At 35.6% G+C, this 15438-nt stretch carries 11 protein-coding genes; 3 read left to right on the top strand and 8 right to left on the bottom strand.

The window, feature by feature from the left end; all coding sequences use genetic code 11:
- Positions 1–2: 2 nt before the first annotated feature.
- The 4 genes from GXM17_RS01860 to GXM17_RS01875 form a co-directional block, all read right to left on the bottom strand.
- Positions 3–1484 (bottom strand): xylulokinase, encoded by a 1482-nt coding sequence (locus GXM17_RS01860; RefSeq protein ID WP_163397583.1) that lies wholly within the window; start codon positions 1482–1484, stop codon positions 3–5.
- A gap of 3 nt (positions 1485–1487) precedes the next feature.
- Entirely contained in the window at positions 1488–2498 is a 1011-nt protein-coding gene (locus GXM17_RS01865) for a GntR family transcriptional regulator (RefSeq protein ID WP_208796404.1), read from the bottom strand.
- 277 nt (positions 2499–2775) lie between these two features.
- Positions 2776–3801, bottom strand: coding sequence for a glycoside hydrolase family 43 protein (locus GXM17_RS01870; RefSeq protein ID WP_163397584.1), 1026 nt, complete (start codon positions 3799–3801; stop codon positions 2776–2778).
- 32 nt (positions 3802–3833) lie between these two features.
- Positions 3834–5267: an MFS transporter gene (locus GXM17_RS01875; protein ID WP_163397585.1), complete on the bottom strand. Its 1434-nt coding sequence runs from the start codon at positions 5265–5267 to the stop codon at positions 3834–3836.
- 599 nt (positions 5268–5866) lie between these two features.
- Here GXM17_RS01875 and GXM17_RS01880 point away from each other — a divergent pair.
- Both GXM17_RS01880 and ligD read left to right on the top strand, forming a co-directional pair.
- A complete protein-coding gene (locus tag GXM17_RS01880; protein WP_163397586.1) occupies positions 5867–6349 on the top strand; it encodes a hypothetical protein in 483 nt (160 codons plus the stop codon).
- A complete protein-coding gene (gene ligD, locus GXM17_RS01885; protein ID WP_163397587.1) occupies positions 6336–8882 on the top strand; it encodes a DNA ligase D in 2547 nt (848 codons plus the stop codon). Before GXM17_RS01880 ends, ligD begins: the two co-directional genes overlap by 14 nt.
- On the opposite strand, the gene ku is transcribed toward ligD, so the two are convergent.
- Complete coding sequence (ku, locus tag GXM17_RS01890) at positions 8879–9658, bottom strand: non-homologous end joining protein Ku (RefSeq protein ID WP_163397588.1); 780 nt, start codon at positions 9656–9658, stop codon at positions 8879–8881. The genes ligD and ku overlap by 4 nt on opposite strands.
- Before the next feature lie 48 nt (positions 9659–9706).
- Positions 9707–10072, bottom strand: coding sequence for a SpoIIAA family protein (locus GXM17_RS01895; RefSeq protein WP_163397589.1), 366 nt, complete (start codon positions 10070–10072; stop codon positions 9707–9709).
- A gap of 278 nt (positions 10073–10350) precedes the next feature.
- Here GXM17_RS01895 and GXM17_RS01900 point away from each other — a divergent pair, with 278 nt between their 5' ends.
- Positions 10351–10683 (top strand): four-helix bundle copper-binding protein, encoded by a 333-nt coding sequence (locus tag GXM17_RS01900; RefSeq protein ID WP_163397590.1) that lies wholly within the window; start codon positions 10351–10353, stop codon positions 10681–10683.
- Positions 10684–10841: 158 nt separating this feature from the next.
- On the opposite strand, the gene GXM17_RS01905 is transcribed toward GXM17_RS01900, so the two are convergent.
- Positions 10842–12248 carry an efflux transporter outer membrane subunit gene (locus GXM17_RS01905; RefSeq protein ID WP_163397591.1) on the bottom strand — a complete coding sequence of 469 codons (1407 nt, stop codon included), beginning with the start codon at positions 12246–12248 and terminating at the stop codon, positions 10842–10844.
- 17 nt (positions 12249–12265) lie between these two features.
- Positions 12266–15433, bottom strand: coding sequence for an efflux RND transporter permease subunit (locus tag GXM17_RS01910; protein WP_163397592.1), 3168 nt, complete (start codon positions 15431–15433; stop codon positions 12266–12268).
- Positions 15434–15438: the final 5 nt, after the last annotated feature.

A 15438-nucleotide genomic window follows, 5' to 3' on the forward strand; every position in this document is an offset into this window, starting at 1 on the left:
TTTTATTTGTTTGTTAATATTATTTCTAATTCTTTTTTCCAGTTTAGATAAGCTTTCTCGTATTCCTCTTTATTTTTTAAAGGTAAAAAGGTCATTACATGATCATTGGTTGTAATTCCAGATCCAAATTTTTCAAAGTCACCATCAGTCAAACCTACTGCTCTGGCTGCTCCTACGGCTCCGGTTGTATTGTAAATTTCTATTTCGTGTCCTATTAATGTCGCAACAGTGTTAGAAAAAATTTCTGAACGGAATAAATTATCGTTCCCGGCTCGGATTACATTGATTTTCGCATTATCATCTTTCAAGCATTCCATTCCGTACACAAAAGAAAACGCGATTGCTTCCAAAGATGCTCTGTATAAATGTGCGTTGGTATGGATATTAAAATTCAGATTCAGAATATGAGATCCAATATTTTTATTATTGAACATTCTTTCTGCACCATTCCCAAACGGAATGACAACTAGTCCTTGCGAGCCCACATTTACCTGAGATGCTTTCTCATTCATTTCTTCATACGACTCACTGCCTATATTATTGCGCATCCATCTGTATTGGATTCCTGCTCCGTTTATATTCAGTAATTTTCCAACTCTCGGATCTGATTCTGAATAATTGACATGAACGAAGTTGTTTACACGTGTACTTTTACCAGAATTGGTTTCGGTAACAGCATAAAAAACGCCTGAAGTTCCTCCTGTTGCCGCTACTTCTCCCGGACGTAGTACATTCAGTGATAACGCATTGTTAGGCTGATCACCCGCTCGGTAAACAATCGGAATTCCGGCAGGCAGACCTGATTCCTGAGAACCTTTTTTGGTAACAGTTCCCTGATTTGTAAAATTCTCCACAATATTTGGTGTCAGTGACTGATCGATTCCGTAATAATCTAAAAGCCAGTCCGCTACTTTATTTTCTTTATAATCCCAAAGCATTCCTTCAGACAGACCATTTTTAGTAGTCGTTACTTCTCCGGTTAATTTCAATGCGATGTAATCTCCAGGAAGCATGTATTTAGCAATTTTGCTGTAAACTTCAGGTTCATTTTCTTTTACCCATTTCAGTTTTGAAGCTGTGAAATTTCCGGGAGAATTCAACAAATGTTCAGCACATTTATCAGCTCCAATTTCGGCGTAAGCTTTGTTGCCAACTTCAACCGCACGGCTGTCACACCAGATAATCGAGTTACGCAGTGATTTTCCTTCTTTATCCACAATAACCAATCCGTGCATCTGATACGAAATACCGATTCCCTGAATTTTTGAAGCGTCGATATTCGCTTCTTTAATAGCTCTTTTTGTTGCTGTACAAATGTATTGCCACCACATTTCTGGATCCTGCTCAGCCCAGTCCGGCTGTAATGACAAGATTTCCATTTCGTTTTGCGGCTCATTTAGTACGATAACTTTTTTGCCTGTTGCTGCTTCAACCAGGGCAACCTTGACCGAAGAGCTTCCAATATCATATCCTATATAATACATAATTTATAATGATTCTCTTAATATTAAACTTGTGGGCACATAACACTGAACTACTTCATCATGCGTAATAAATGCTGCTGCTTTCGTTCCTATTTCCTTAAAGTCAGTTGAAATAACCGAAATTCCTTTGTATATAAATTTTTTCATTGGGGTTTCATTGTAAGAAAGGAAACCAACATCCTGTCCCGGCTCAAGATCTTTCTCTTTGCATTGTTCTAAGAAATGTCCTAAAATCCTGTCGCTGATACTTATATAAGCGATTCCTTTCTCGATATCGAACTTTTTTGGATCAGTTGTAACTTCATTTTTAAAATTATAATCGGCACAAAATTTCTTAAAATTCTCCAGTGTTTCTTTTGGATGATTTGTATAATCAGGATAAACAAAATGGATACTTTTATATTTTTTGAACAAATTAACTGCCTCCTTCAATGAGTTGTAAAATGCTTTTCCGAAATCCTGAAAAACATAATTATTTTCTTTTTTTGAATGTATATTCCAGTCAATCAAAAGCAATTTGTCATTCGAAATAGCTGATAAAGTTGATGATACCTCTTTGTCATCAAAATTCATTACCACATATTTATAGTACTTTCCAACACTATTATTGATAATGGTTTTAAAAACATCAATGTTATAATGATGAAATTGTACATCCGTAATAATATTTTCAGGTAAATTATTTACAAATGAATGATACAAAACCTCTTTATATGCTTTGAAAGTATCTAATACTAAAAGTACTTTTCTGGTTTCACCCGAAACATAATATCCCTTGTTCGGAACAGAGTCAATTGTTTTTTGATCCTTTAAAATTGAATAAGCTTTAAAAACAGTATCTCTGGACAACTGATTTTCTTTGCAGATTGCATTTACAGATGGAAGCAAATCCCCCTTCTGCAAAATATTCTCAGCAATTGCGTTATTTATTCCGTTAATCAACTGCTGATATTTCGGAATATCACTATCGTGGTTTATAACAAATACAAACTTTTCATGTTCCTGGTTTATCATACTATTCCGTTCTGTTCTGGTCTGCTAAATTAACTATTTGTTTTTTATAAAAAAATGCATTTCACAACAAATTTGTTATCCTTTAGAGTTTTTAAAAAAATTATTTTATACGACTCATTGATTTGAAGTACTTTCAATCTTGTCGTCGTCAAACCCCAGATGAAAATATAACCCCTAATTTCTTAACTACTAAGACCTTCATGTATAAGCATCAAAATCAGAGACAAAATCCATAGTAATAAGCTAACGTTTTAGAATACCTGTAACAGAAATTTATCTACAATTCTTTACCATACGGATCAATTGTGTTTATCGAGCCGTCCTCATTATAAGTAATTTCAGTTACTTTTATCGATCTCAAATGTGTAACTCCTTTTGAAAGGCTGGAATCATGATAAAAAAGATACCATTTACCTTCAACTTCACAAATAGAATGGTGTGTCGTCCAGCCAATTACAGGATTCAAAATTTTCCCCTGGTATATAAATGGACCATAAGGAGTATCACCAATTGCATAACAAATGAAGTGTGTATCACCTGTAGAGTATGAAAAATAATATTTGCCATTATATTTATGCATCCAGGGTCCCTCAAAAAAACGTTGTTCATTATTCCCTGCCAATAATGCATCTCCATTTTTATCTAGAATCTTAATTTCTCTTGGAGATTCGGCAAACTCCTTCATATCATCAGTCAGCAAAGCCACTATTGGTCCCAATGCAGGTTCATCTTTATTAGGTTCTTCGTTTTCTTCACAGAATGTATTATTTCGGTATTTTTGAAGCTGACCTCCCCAAATTCCACCAAAATAAAGATAAAACTTTCCGTCTTCGTCTTCAAAAACTGCAGGATCGATTGAATAGCTTCCCTTAATTGCTTCAGGCTCCGGAATAAAAGGTCCTGTTGGAGAATCACTAATGGCAACTCCAATCTGGAAAATTCCGTCAGCATTTTTGGCCGGAAAATACAAATAATAATTACCGTTTTTACAGGCAGCGTCAGGGGCCCACATTTGTTTTTGTGCCCACGCAACATCATTTACATGCAGGGCAACACCATTATCTATTACAGCTGATTCTATATTTTCCATAGAAAACACATGATAATCTTCCATTCCAAAATGATCCCCGTTATCATTAAACGGAATCCCGGCATCAATGTCATGTGATGGATATATATAAATTTTGCCATTGAATACGTGTGCTGAAGGATCAGCTGTGTACATGTGCTTAACTAAAGGTTGCGATATCGCTATTTTGTTAATTGTTTCAAAATTAATCTGTTCAATGCTATCTTCAGGCATAGTCGTATTTTTTTATTTTTATTGATAATAATTTATGCTCTTCTTTCTTTTAGGTCAGCTTCAATCTGTACTTCCATTCTCTTATCAATTTCATAGAAGAACAATAATCCTACTCCAATTAGAAAAGGTATTGCAGGAAAAATGCTTACCAATAATTTGATTCCGTTAATGGCAGTATCTGTTTGTTGTGCTGAATTTGGAATATATTCGAAATACCCTAAAAGTGATGTCGTTAATGCCCCTCCAATACTCAATCCGGCTTTTAATCCCACCATCATTGCTGAAAATATAATCGCAGTTGCACGACGGTTGTTTTTCCACTCAGAATAATCAGCTACGTCTGCTATCATTGCCCAAAGCAATGGAATTGTGATTCCATAGAAAAATCCGTGAAAAATCTGAGAAAAAAACATCAGGGCAATTGAGGTTGAGGAAAAGAAATAAAAAGCAATAACAAATAAGGTTGAAATAAATAAAAACAATCCAAATACATTTCGTTTGCCGTATTTGTCTGCGAATCTTTTTGATAATGTGATTCCGACTATCATAAAAATAATCCCACCGGCATTAAACAAACCAAATCCCGCAGAAACAGGGTCATCACCAAATGTATTTAGACCAATTGTGGAAAGAAAATCTAAAATTGGCTGTATAAATGAAGCTAATTCCTGCTTGTTGACATAATTCTCAAAATAGTACACATAAGAACCGCCTTTGATAGCCAGTGTAATAAAAACCAATAAAGTGAGAGCCAGCATAATAATCCACGGTTTATTTTTGGCTAAATCAACTAAATCTTCCCTGATACTGGATTTTTGTTCAGGCCTGGGTACAATACGTTCCTTTGTCGTAACAAAAGTAATCAGCAGCATAATAGTTCCAATTATTGCTAATACCGTCATTACTTTTTCGATACCGATAGCTTTATCTCCGTTTCCGGCACTTTTAATAATCCCAAGCATAAAAACCTGAACAAAGAATTGGGCAAACATTACAGCCACAAACCGGTATGATGACATACTGTTTCTCTCTGACATATCTCCGGTAATAACGCCGCTTAAAGCTGAATAAGGCAAATTATTCGCTGCATAAAATAGTAGCAGAAACGAATAAGTCAGAATTGCATAAATTACTTTGCCCTGATACGAAAAATCAGGTGTTGTAAAAGCTAAAAGTGCAATAAAGCCTAAAGGAATTGATGTCCACAAAATCCAGGGACGAAATTTACCCCATTTTGTATTTGTCCTGTCTGCAAGTGCACCAATAACAGGATTAAAAATAAAAGCAGCAATTAAGCCCACAATTAGCATTATTATGGATGAATGTGTTGGCGATAACCCATAAATATCTGTATAAAAATAGGCCAGATAGGTCATTAGTGTTTGAAAAACTAAGTTGGCGGCCAGATCACCAAGACTGTACCCTATTTTTTCTTTAATTGATAATTTCTGCGAGGATAAATTCATTTCTGTGTATGTGGTTATAGAGGTTAGTTAAATTTTAAGTTTAAAAACAGAATTTATAATTTGTCACGTGGCAAAAGTAACAATAAAAACAATCGGTTGTGTAAAATTATTAAAAATATATTTTCTATACTAAATATTTTACAAAACACAGCTCAATTGAAACATAATAACCTTGCAATCGGTTGTGTAAACATAAAAAATTGTTGGGCATCAACAAAAAAAAATTGCTGTTTTAAATTAAACTCTCACAAAATACTTAAGTTAATTATTAAGATTCGTCACTATCAATAATCCACATAATTCATCGAAATTACAATACCTTTAGTTTGAATTTATCCAAAATTTTTGCTATCTGGCTCTAACTACAATGAATTATAAATCCAATATAACAAGCTAATCCTTTTAATTATATAAGCAGAATTACTAATTGTATAAATAAAAATAAATTAAGGATTTTAAATTTGATAGTGTAAAACTAATCGTGTAAAACTATTGATTTAATTTTTTTAGTTTTTTACAATAGTTAAACTGGAATTTTAAGTAATTGTACTTAACTTTCTATTAATAAAAACAAAACAAGTAATAGAAAAAGCCTTATTATGGACATCTATGCATTTTTACAAATCCTGTTAGCCACCTTTGCAGCAACAACGGCCATGACCTTGTTCAGCTATGCTATTTCGGCAAGTTTCAGGGAATTGTACAAGGAGCCTGTACTGTTAATCTTTCTTTTGGATCAAATAAAAATTGAGGTTTCTAACAAATCAAAGGCAAGATTAGCCTGGATGTTGCATTATTTGATCGGATTTATATTTGTTGTGATTTACCATTTTCTATGGATAAATAACATTTTAAAATTATCATTACTGAATGCTGTTTTACTGGGAAGCATAAGCGGAATTATCGGAATTCTTGGCTGGATGATACTCTTCAGACTGGCTGATTATAAACCTAAAATCGATTTTAAAGGTTATTACATTCAGCTGTTTTTTGCCCATATTATTTTCGGCGTTGTAGCAGCGTTGTTTTATTATCTTTCTTTAACCATAATCTTAATCGCGAAGTCAAATGTCACTATCTAAATACAATCAGAAAAGAGACTTCAGGCAAACGAAGGAACCGAAGGGTAAAATTGAAAAGTCGGAAAGTGAACTTATATTTGTTGTACAAAAGCATGCCGCTTCTCACCTTCACTATGATTTTCGACTGGAAATGGATGGCGTTCTCAAAAGCTGGGCTGTTCCCAAAGGACCGTCAATGAATCCGGATGACAAACGCCTGGCTATGATGGTTGAAGATCATCCGTACAGTTATAAAGACTTTGAAGGTAGTATTCCCGAGGGAAATTACGGAGCCGGCAACGTGATTGTATGGGATAATGGAACTTATACTCCTGATGAAGGAACTTCAACTGCTGAAAAAACACTTTTAGCTGATCTCAAAAAAGGGCGTCTAAGCTTTGTTTTAAAAGGAAAAAAACTCAAAGGAGAATTCTCTTTGGTAAAATTAAAAGGCAAACAGGAAAATGCCTGGCTGCTGATTAAGAAAAACGACCGATATGCTACAGATGCTGATATTTTAGAGAAAAACAAATCGGTACTTTCTAAACGTTCTTTGGAAGAACTGGAAGAAAAATCTAAAAAAGCAATTTCCGCTGCAAAAGAAAAAACACCTTCAAAAAAAAAGAATAATCCGGTTGAAAAAGCAACTTTTGTAAAACCGATGCTCGCCAATATAAAGGAAAAACCTTTTAATGATCCCGACTGGATTTTTGAAAATAAATACGATGGCTACCGAACCATCGCTGTGATAAACCCGCCTGAGACCGAGTTGTTCAGCCGCAATGAAATTTCTTTCAACCGCAATTTTAAAGCAGTTGCTGAAGATTTAAAAAAAATGGACCATACTGCTATTTTAGACGGCGAAGTTGTCGTCGAGGATGAATCGGGAAAAGCAAATTTTCAGCTGCTTCAAAATTACCTTAAAACAGGTTCCGGAGAGTTAAAATATTATGTTTTTGACCTTTTGAATTTGGATGGAAATTCGATTACGGAATTATCGCTCCTTGAAAGAAAGGAACTCCTGAAAATTCTCTTTAATAAATATGATTTTACAAATGTCTTCTATTCTGATCATATAATCGAAAAAGGAAAGGAATTATTTGACCTTGCCATTAAAAACAAAGAGGAAGGTATTGTTGCTAAAAGAGCCGGCAGTACTTATGCACTTAACAGACGGAGTAACGACTGGCTCAAAATAAAAGCTGCGAATCAGGAAGAGGCTATTATCATTGGAATTACGGAACCTAAAAATTCACGTCAATTTTTTGGAGCTATATTATTAGGGCAATACTACGGTAAAAAACTTCAATTTATTGGAAAATGCGGAACAGGTTTTACCGAAGAGACACTTAAAGAATTACATAGCAGACTACAACCTTATTTTATTGATAATTCACCACTTACAGAAAAAACAGGATTACGTGACAAGATACAATGGGTTAAACCAAAATTAGTCTGTCAGGTTAAATTCTCTGAGTGGACACAAGACAAAAATCTTAGGCATCCCGTATATCTTGGCCTGAGATTAGATAAAAAAGCCAGCGAAGTTTTTACCCCTTCAGGTAATGAAAACCCGGATTTATCAAAAGAAGAAATTATGGAATCTAAAACCAAAAACAAGAACAAAACTAATACTGAAAATGATTACGATTTAAAAATCGGAAAAACGATACTTCATTTAACCAATCAGAAAAAAATATATTTTCCGAAAGACGGTATTACCAAAGGAGATGTAGTGCAATATTACAATGAAGTAGCCGATTTAATTTTGCCTTATCTTAAAAATCGTCCCGAATCCATGAATCGATATCCAAACGGAATTGATGGCTCAAGCTTTTACCAAAAAGATGTTGATACAGATAAAGTACCTTCGTGGCTAAAAACTAAAAAAATCTTTTCAGAATCTAATAACGAAAACATTAACTACCTAATTTGCAATAACAAAGAGACGCTTATTTATATGGCTAATTTAGGTTGTATCGAAATGAATCCATGGAACTCAACCATCCAGAATATTGAAAACCCGGACTGGCTGGTAATCGATATTGACCCTGACCAGCAGGATTTTTCTGTTGTTGTGGAAACGGCGTTAGTGGTAAAAGATGTTATGGATGGACTGGAAACAGAATGCTACTGCAAGACTTCAGGTGCTTCGGGACTTCATGTTTACATTCCACTTGGAGCGCAATACGATTATGACTCGGTAAAAATTTTAGCAGAACTAATTGCCCATGAGGTACAATCGAGATTACCGGACACGACTTCTTTGGAGCGCAGCATCAAGAAAAGGAACCATAAAATTTATATCGATTATTTGCAAAACAGAATCGGTCAGACTTTAGCCGCACCATATTCTGTAAGACCAAAACCAGGTGCTACGGTTTCTACACCATTAGAATGGAGTGAAGTAAACAGTAAACTGCATCCTTCGCAATTCACGATTAAAAACGTATTGAAACGATTTGAGAAAAAAGGCGATTTATGGACTCCTGTTTTATCAAAAGGAGCTAATATCAAAAAAATCCTAAAAAAAATTGAAGACCAAAAAGATTAAGAAGATTTTTTCTTTTTGGTCTCTAAACTTGCTTTAAGCATATCAATCAGGCTATCACCTTGTTTGTGAACTACTTTCATTTTTGAAGGCTTTTTAGGTGCTTTTCCTTTAGCTTTCTTTTTGATGATATCCAAAAGCTTAGCGGTATATTCATCTTTAAAGTTGCTGATATCAAACTTTTCTGTCAACTGTTCGATCAATTTATTGGCCATATCAATTTCTTTCGTTTTTGCCTTAGAAAGTGGCGGAAGTTTTAATTCATCCGTAGCGCGAATTTCCTGTTCAAAACGAATTCTATTCAGCACAATAACATTTTTATATGGCTTTAAAATGGCAAGGCCTTCCTTGTTACGCATCACAAAACTGGTAATTCCGACTTTTCCTGACGCTGCAAGAGCATCACGAAGCAAGGCATAAGCATTCATTGCTCCTTTATCAGGTTCGAGATAATAGGGTTGTTCGTAATAAAGACTTGCAATTTCTTTTTCATCAACAAAACTCTGAATATCAATAGTTTTTGTTTTAACAGCATCAGCGGCTTCAAAATCTGAATCTTCAAGGATGACGTACTTATCTTCGATTTTGTAGCCTTTTACAATATTCGCAAAATCAATTTCCTTCCCTGTATTTTCATTAACGCGCTTGAATTTGATATTTGCATGATCTTTTTTATCGAGCATATCCATGTCGAGACTGCTCTCCTGGACCGCAGAAAATAATTTAACCGGAATATTAATTAAACCGAAACTAATTGAACCTGTCCATATTGATCTCATAATGAATATTTTTTATAGATGTCTCTTCCGAAAAAAAATTAAATAAAATTAAATATTTCCTTCAACCCAATTCAGAGCTTTGTTAAATTCAGCTTTTTTAAATCCGCGAAATTCACCCGGAACGACATAACTAAAACCATTTGTGAATGATATAATTTCTTCTGTATCCGTCACAATTGCAGCTCTGTTCCATTTTCCTAAATGTTTCAGTCCGATCAAAGCATCCTGCAACCAGGCACCTGCCGTAAAGTTTCCGATGTCAGTATCTAATACCAGCAAAAAATTAATTTCATTGATTCTTTTTACCAAATTATCTATAGCAGGAATAACAGCTGCCTGAAAATCATCTTTCGTTACTTCTGCTAAGGCTCTGAAAGCGACTACATTATCCGGTGTATCAATTATATGTATCATTATTATATTTTTTTAATTACCCTCAAATTTAAATTACCTCACTATATTCCGACTTATATTATATCGGTATATTTTTACAAAATACCTATCTAATTTCAACGATAAACCCAGCATAGACATTTATATCTGACTAATTAATCTATATCCCCTGAATTTATTTATGAATCAATATATTATGCAGAAATTATAATTAAACTACATAATTCTGTAATACATAATTCGTGGTTCTAAAGTAAATTTGATTGAAAATATTCTTTAATTATAAAATCTTAGCAATTATGAAAAATTATCACACCTATCAAGCTTGTATTGAAGCGTGTTTAAAATGTGCTGCAATATGCAATCATTGTGCTTCATCGTGTACGAAAGAAGAAAATCTTGCAATGATGGCTAACTGTATTCAATTGGATATGGAATGTTCAGCGATTTGTTATGCGGCTGCACAGTTAATGAGTTTAGGAAGCGAAAAAGCCAATGAAATTTGCAGGATCTGTGCAGATATTTGTGAAAAATGTGGTGCTGAATGTTCTAATCATGAGAATGAGCATTGCCAGGAATGTTCGGTTATATGTAAAGAATGCGCCAGTGAATGTAGAAAAATGGCTGCTTAACTTTCAGTACTTTTTTATTTATGGATTATTAAATGGTATAATCCATTTTTTTTAAACTCCCTCTTCCCTGGAGAGGCTTTGGGATGATTTGATAAAAAAAGCGTCCCAAATACTGAGACGCTCTTTAACAATTTTAATTAACGATGGTGATTGAAATTTTATTTCCAACCGCCACCTAAAGCACGATACAAATCAACAACAGCCTGCAATTTTTGTAAATTATCATTGATACCACTCAATTGAGCAGCCAGTAAATTCTGTTGTGATGTCAATACATCAGTATAATTGGTAGCTGAACTGTACTCCAGAAGCTGTTGTGTAAAATCCACCGCTTTTTCTAGGGCCTCAATTTGCTTTTCCCTTGAGTCTTGTTTTTCAACCGCCATTTGGTAAGCATATAAAGCATCTGATACTTCCTGACCCGCTGTTAAAAGACTTTGCTGAAAATTATTGTAGGCCTGCAATTGCTGAGACTGGGCAGTTGTCAATCGCATTTTATTTAGTCCCTGATTGAAAATTGGCTGTGTCAGACCTCCAATTATCGAATAAAAGATTGAGTTTGCAAAAAAATCTTTCAGTTCCAGATTCGAAAAGCCTCCGCTCGCAGTGAGAGTCAGACTTGGATAAAAATAGGTTTTAGCCATATTGGTCATTTCAAAGGCAGTTCTGAAATTAAACTCCGCCTGGCGGACATCCGGACGATTTTGAAGCAATTGCGATGGCAGCCCAAGTGATAGATTTTCAGGAACTGACTGATCCTCCAAAGCTCCTCTTTCGATAGGTCCCGGTGACTGACCAAGCAAAATATTAATCGTATTTTCTGTTTCACGAATGCGTTGTTTCAAATCCGGAATAAGCACTTCTGCTGCATGCTGATTGGCTTCACTTTGCACAACAGCTGCGCCTGTAACTATGGCGCCCTCTTTTAAATCCTTGATCGTAGCTACATTTTTAATACGGCTTTCTAAAGTTTTCTGTGTAATGACAAGTTGTTTATCATAAGCAAGCAATAAAAAATAATTGTTGGCAATATCAGCAATTAGTTGCGTCTGTACTGCTTGTTTTGCTGCATCTGTAGCTAAATAAGTTGCTAAAGCTGCTCTTTTAGAACTGCTCAGCTTTCCCCAGATATCAGCTTCCCATGATGTACTCAAGCCTAATTTATAAGTCGTTGTTAAAGTATTGATATTGATTCCGGCCGGAAAATTCAGCCCTGCTTCTGATTGCTTGTTATGTGTAGCATTTGCATCCAGCTGTAATGTTGGATAATAGGCCAGTTTACTCTGGCGTAATGAAGCTTGTGCCTGAACAATATTCTCAATAGCATTTTTCAGATTCAGGTTATTATCTAAACCTTTTCGAATTAATGCATTTAGTTTTTCATCTTTAAAAACACTTTGCCAGGGCATATCTGCAATAGTAGCCGAATCGGCAGAAACCTGATCTCTGTATAATTGGTCTGTCTTTAAAGCTGCGGGGCGTTCGTACTTTTTGGTAACAGAGCACGCACTCAGGAGTGCCGCTGTCATTACCATCAAAATATATTTATTTGAACTGTTTGTCATTTCTTTTGGATTAAATTTTACTCCTTGTGAGCTTCTAATAAATGAATTTCCTCATCATCGTCTTCATCGTCGTACCCGTCCTTCGCCGGTCCACTTACCTTTTCCTGTAAAGTCTGGAAAATGATAAACAAAACCGGAATCACGAATACTCCTAAAATAGTTCCGATTAACATTCCTCCTACTGCTCCGGTACCAATTGATTTGTTTCCTACAGCTCCTGCTCCTTTGGCAAACATCAACGGAACAAGTCCGAGGATAAAGGCAAATGAAGTCATCAAAATTGGTCGTAAACGTGCCACAGCTCCTTCAATTGCAGCCTGAACAATTGGCAGTCCTTTTCTTCTTCTGTCTAAAGCAAATTCGACAATCAGAATACCGTTTTTCGCAAGAAGTCCGATTAGCATAATTAATGAAATCTGCAGGTAAATATTGCTGTTCAGTTTGAAAATAATCGAGAATAAATAAGCTCCGGCCAATCCAAACGGAATTGAAAATAATACTGCAAAAGGCAAAATGTAACTCTCATACTGCGCACTTAACAAGAAATAAACGAAAACCAGACACAGAATAAAAATAAAAATCGTTTCACTTCCTGAAGCCAGTTCTTCACGTGTTAAACCTGAGAACTCATAACCATAACCTGCCGGAAGATTTTCTGCTGCCACTTCCTGAATCGCTTTAATAGCATCTCCGGAACTGTAACCCGGTTTTGGTGCTCCTGTAATCGAGATAGAGGTAAACAGGTTGAATCTTGAAATTGATTCTGGTCCAAAAACTCTCGTCATATTCACGAATTCTGTAATTGGCGCCATATTTCCTGCGCTGTTGCGAACGAAGATTTTATTCAATCCCTGAGTATTTGTTCTAAACTCCGGAGAAGCCTGAATCATCACACGGTATTGTTTTCCGAATTTATTGAAATTTGAAGCATACAATCCTCCGTAATACCCCTGCATAGTTGATAAAATGCTGTTTACGGAAACTCCGGCATCTTTTGCTTTCGCTAAATTAATATCCATCATATACTGAGGAAAACCAGGGTTAAATGGTGTTGTCGCATATTGAATTTCCGGACGTTCAGCTAATTTCGTCAGGAACTCATTATTCACTTTATAAAATTCAGCTGTTGTGTGTCCGCCTTTGTCCTGCAATTGAAATTCAAATCCGCCGCTTTGTCCAAATCCCTGAATTGTTGGCGGTGAAATAAAGAAAATATTGGCTTCACGGATTCCGCTTGTTTTTGCAAACAATTGTCCAATTACATCATCAACACTCAAATCACGTTCATCCCATGGCTTCAATTTTACAATAACCATACTATAAGCGCTCCCCGCTCCTGCTGTAAAATTTTGCCCAACAATACGAAGGGTATTTTTGACACCCGGAATTGTTTTTGCTATACTGTCCACCTGTTTGGCAATTATATCAGAACGCTCCATAGAAGCAGATGGCGGTAAGCTGATATTAGCGAAAACAGTTCCCTGATCTTCTGCTGGTACAAAAGCAGACGGAGTCGTTTTCATCATATAAAATAAACTCAGACCAGCAATAAGAATTGAGGCTAAAACAATCCATTTTTTGGCAGAAAGAAAACTTACAGAACGCTTATACCTTGCTGTAACATTATCAAATGCAACGTTGAATGAAGTATAAAAACGCTGTAAGTAACTTTTGTGTTTATGATCATCAGCATGAGGTTTTAATAAAAGCGCACACAAAGCCGGACTCAGTGTCAAAGCATTTACTGCCGAAAGTATAATAGCAACCGCCAGCGTAATACCAAATTGTTTATAGAAAACCCCTGTTGATCCATTGATAAAAGTTACAGGAATAAATACAGCAGCCATTACCAAAGTAATCGAAATAATCGCTCCCGAAATTTCATCCATCGCATGAATGGTCGCTTTTTTAGCCGATTTATAGCCGTGATCTAATTTAGCATGCACCGCCTCGACGACTACAATTGCATCATCGACCACAATACCAATCGCAAGGACCATCGCAAAAAGCGTTAAAAGATTAATTGTAAATCCGAATAAACTCAGAAAGAAAAACGTTCCTACAATAGCTACCGGAACTGCAATAGCCGGAATTAAAGTTGATCTGAAATCCTGAAGAAAAATAAATACTACAATAAAAACCAGTATAAAGGCTTCAATCAGTGTATGAATTACTTTCTCAATAGATGCATCGAGGTTTTCATTGACATCTACAAGAACAGTATATTTTACTCCTTTTGGAAAACTTTTTGCTGCTTCTTCAATCAGTTTTTTTGAATTATTGATTACATCACGTGCATTTGATCCCGGAGTCTGGCTAATGGCCATTGCTGCAGACTCTACACCGTTTGTTTTAATTGTTGAAGAATAACTTAACGATCCTAGTTCTACTTTCGCAATATCTTTCAGACGAAGCATCTGCCCGTTGCCAACCGATTTTATCACAATATCTTCAAATTCTTTGGCACTGGTCAGACGGCCTTTGTATTTGATTACATATTGAAAAGCCTGATTTCCGTTTTCACCAAATTTACCGGGAGCCGCTTCAATATTCTGCTCAGCCAATGCAGCCGAAATATCGCTCGGAATCAATTTATATTGCTGCATTACATCCGGCCTCAGCCAGATTCTCATAGAATAATCTTTGGCACCAAAGACCGTAACATCTCCTACTCCAACTACACGTTGAATTTGTGGTACAAGATTGATTTTGGCATAATTCTGAAGAAAAGTCTGATCGTACGTTTTATCCTCGCTATACAAAGAGAAAATCAATAAGTTGCTGCTCTGGCTTTTGGTTACCGTAACCCCGGCCTGAGTAACCTCTACCGGCAATAAACTGGTTGCTCTTGAAACTCTGTTCTGAACATTTACCGCTGCTAAATCAGGATTTGTACCTACTTTAAAATAAATTTTAATAGAAGCATTACCGTCGTTTGTTGCTGTAGAAGTCATGTAGGTCATGTTTTCTACACCATTAATTTGTTCTTCCAGCGGAATCACAATACTTTTCAATACTACATCGGCATTGGCTCCTGTATAACTTGCCGAAACATTTACCGTTGGCGGAGCAATATCCGGATATTGGGAAATAGGCAGTTCAACTAAGCCTAAAACACCTAAAATGACGATAATAACAGATATTACCGTCGAGAGTACAGGTCGTTGTATAAATTTTTTGAACATCTGTT

This window comes from Flavobacterium fluviatile, from assembly GCF_010645065.1.
Lineage (GTDB): Bacteria > Bacteroidota > Bacteroidia > Flavobacteriales > Flavobacteriaceae > Flavobacterium > Flavobacterium fluviatile.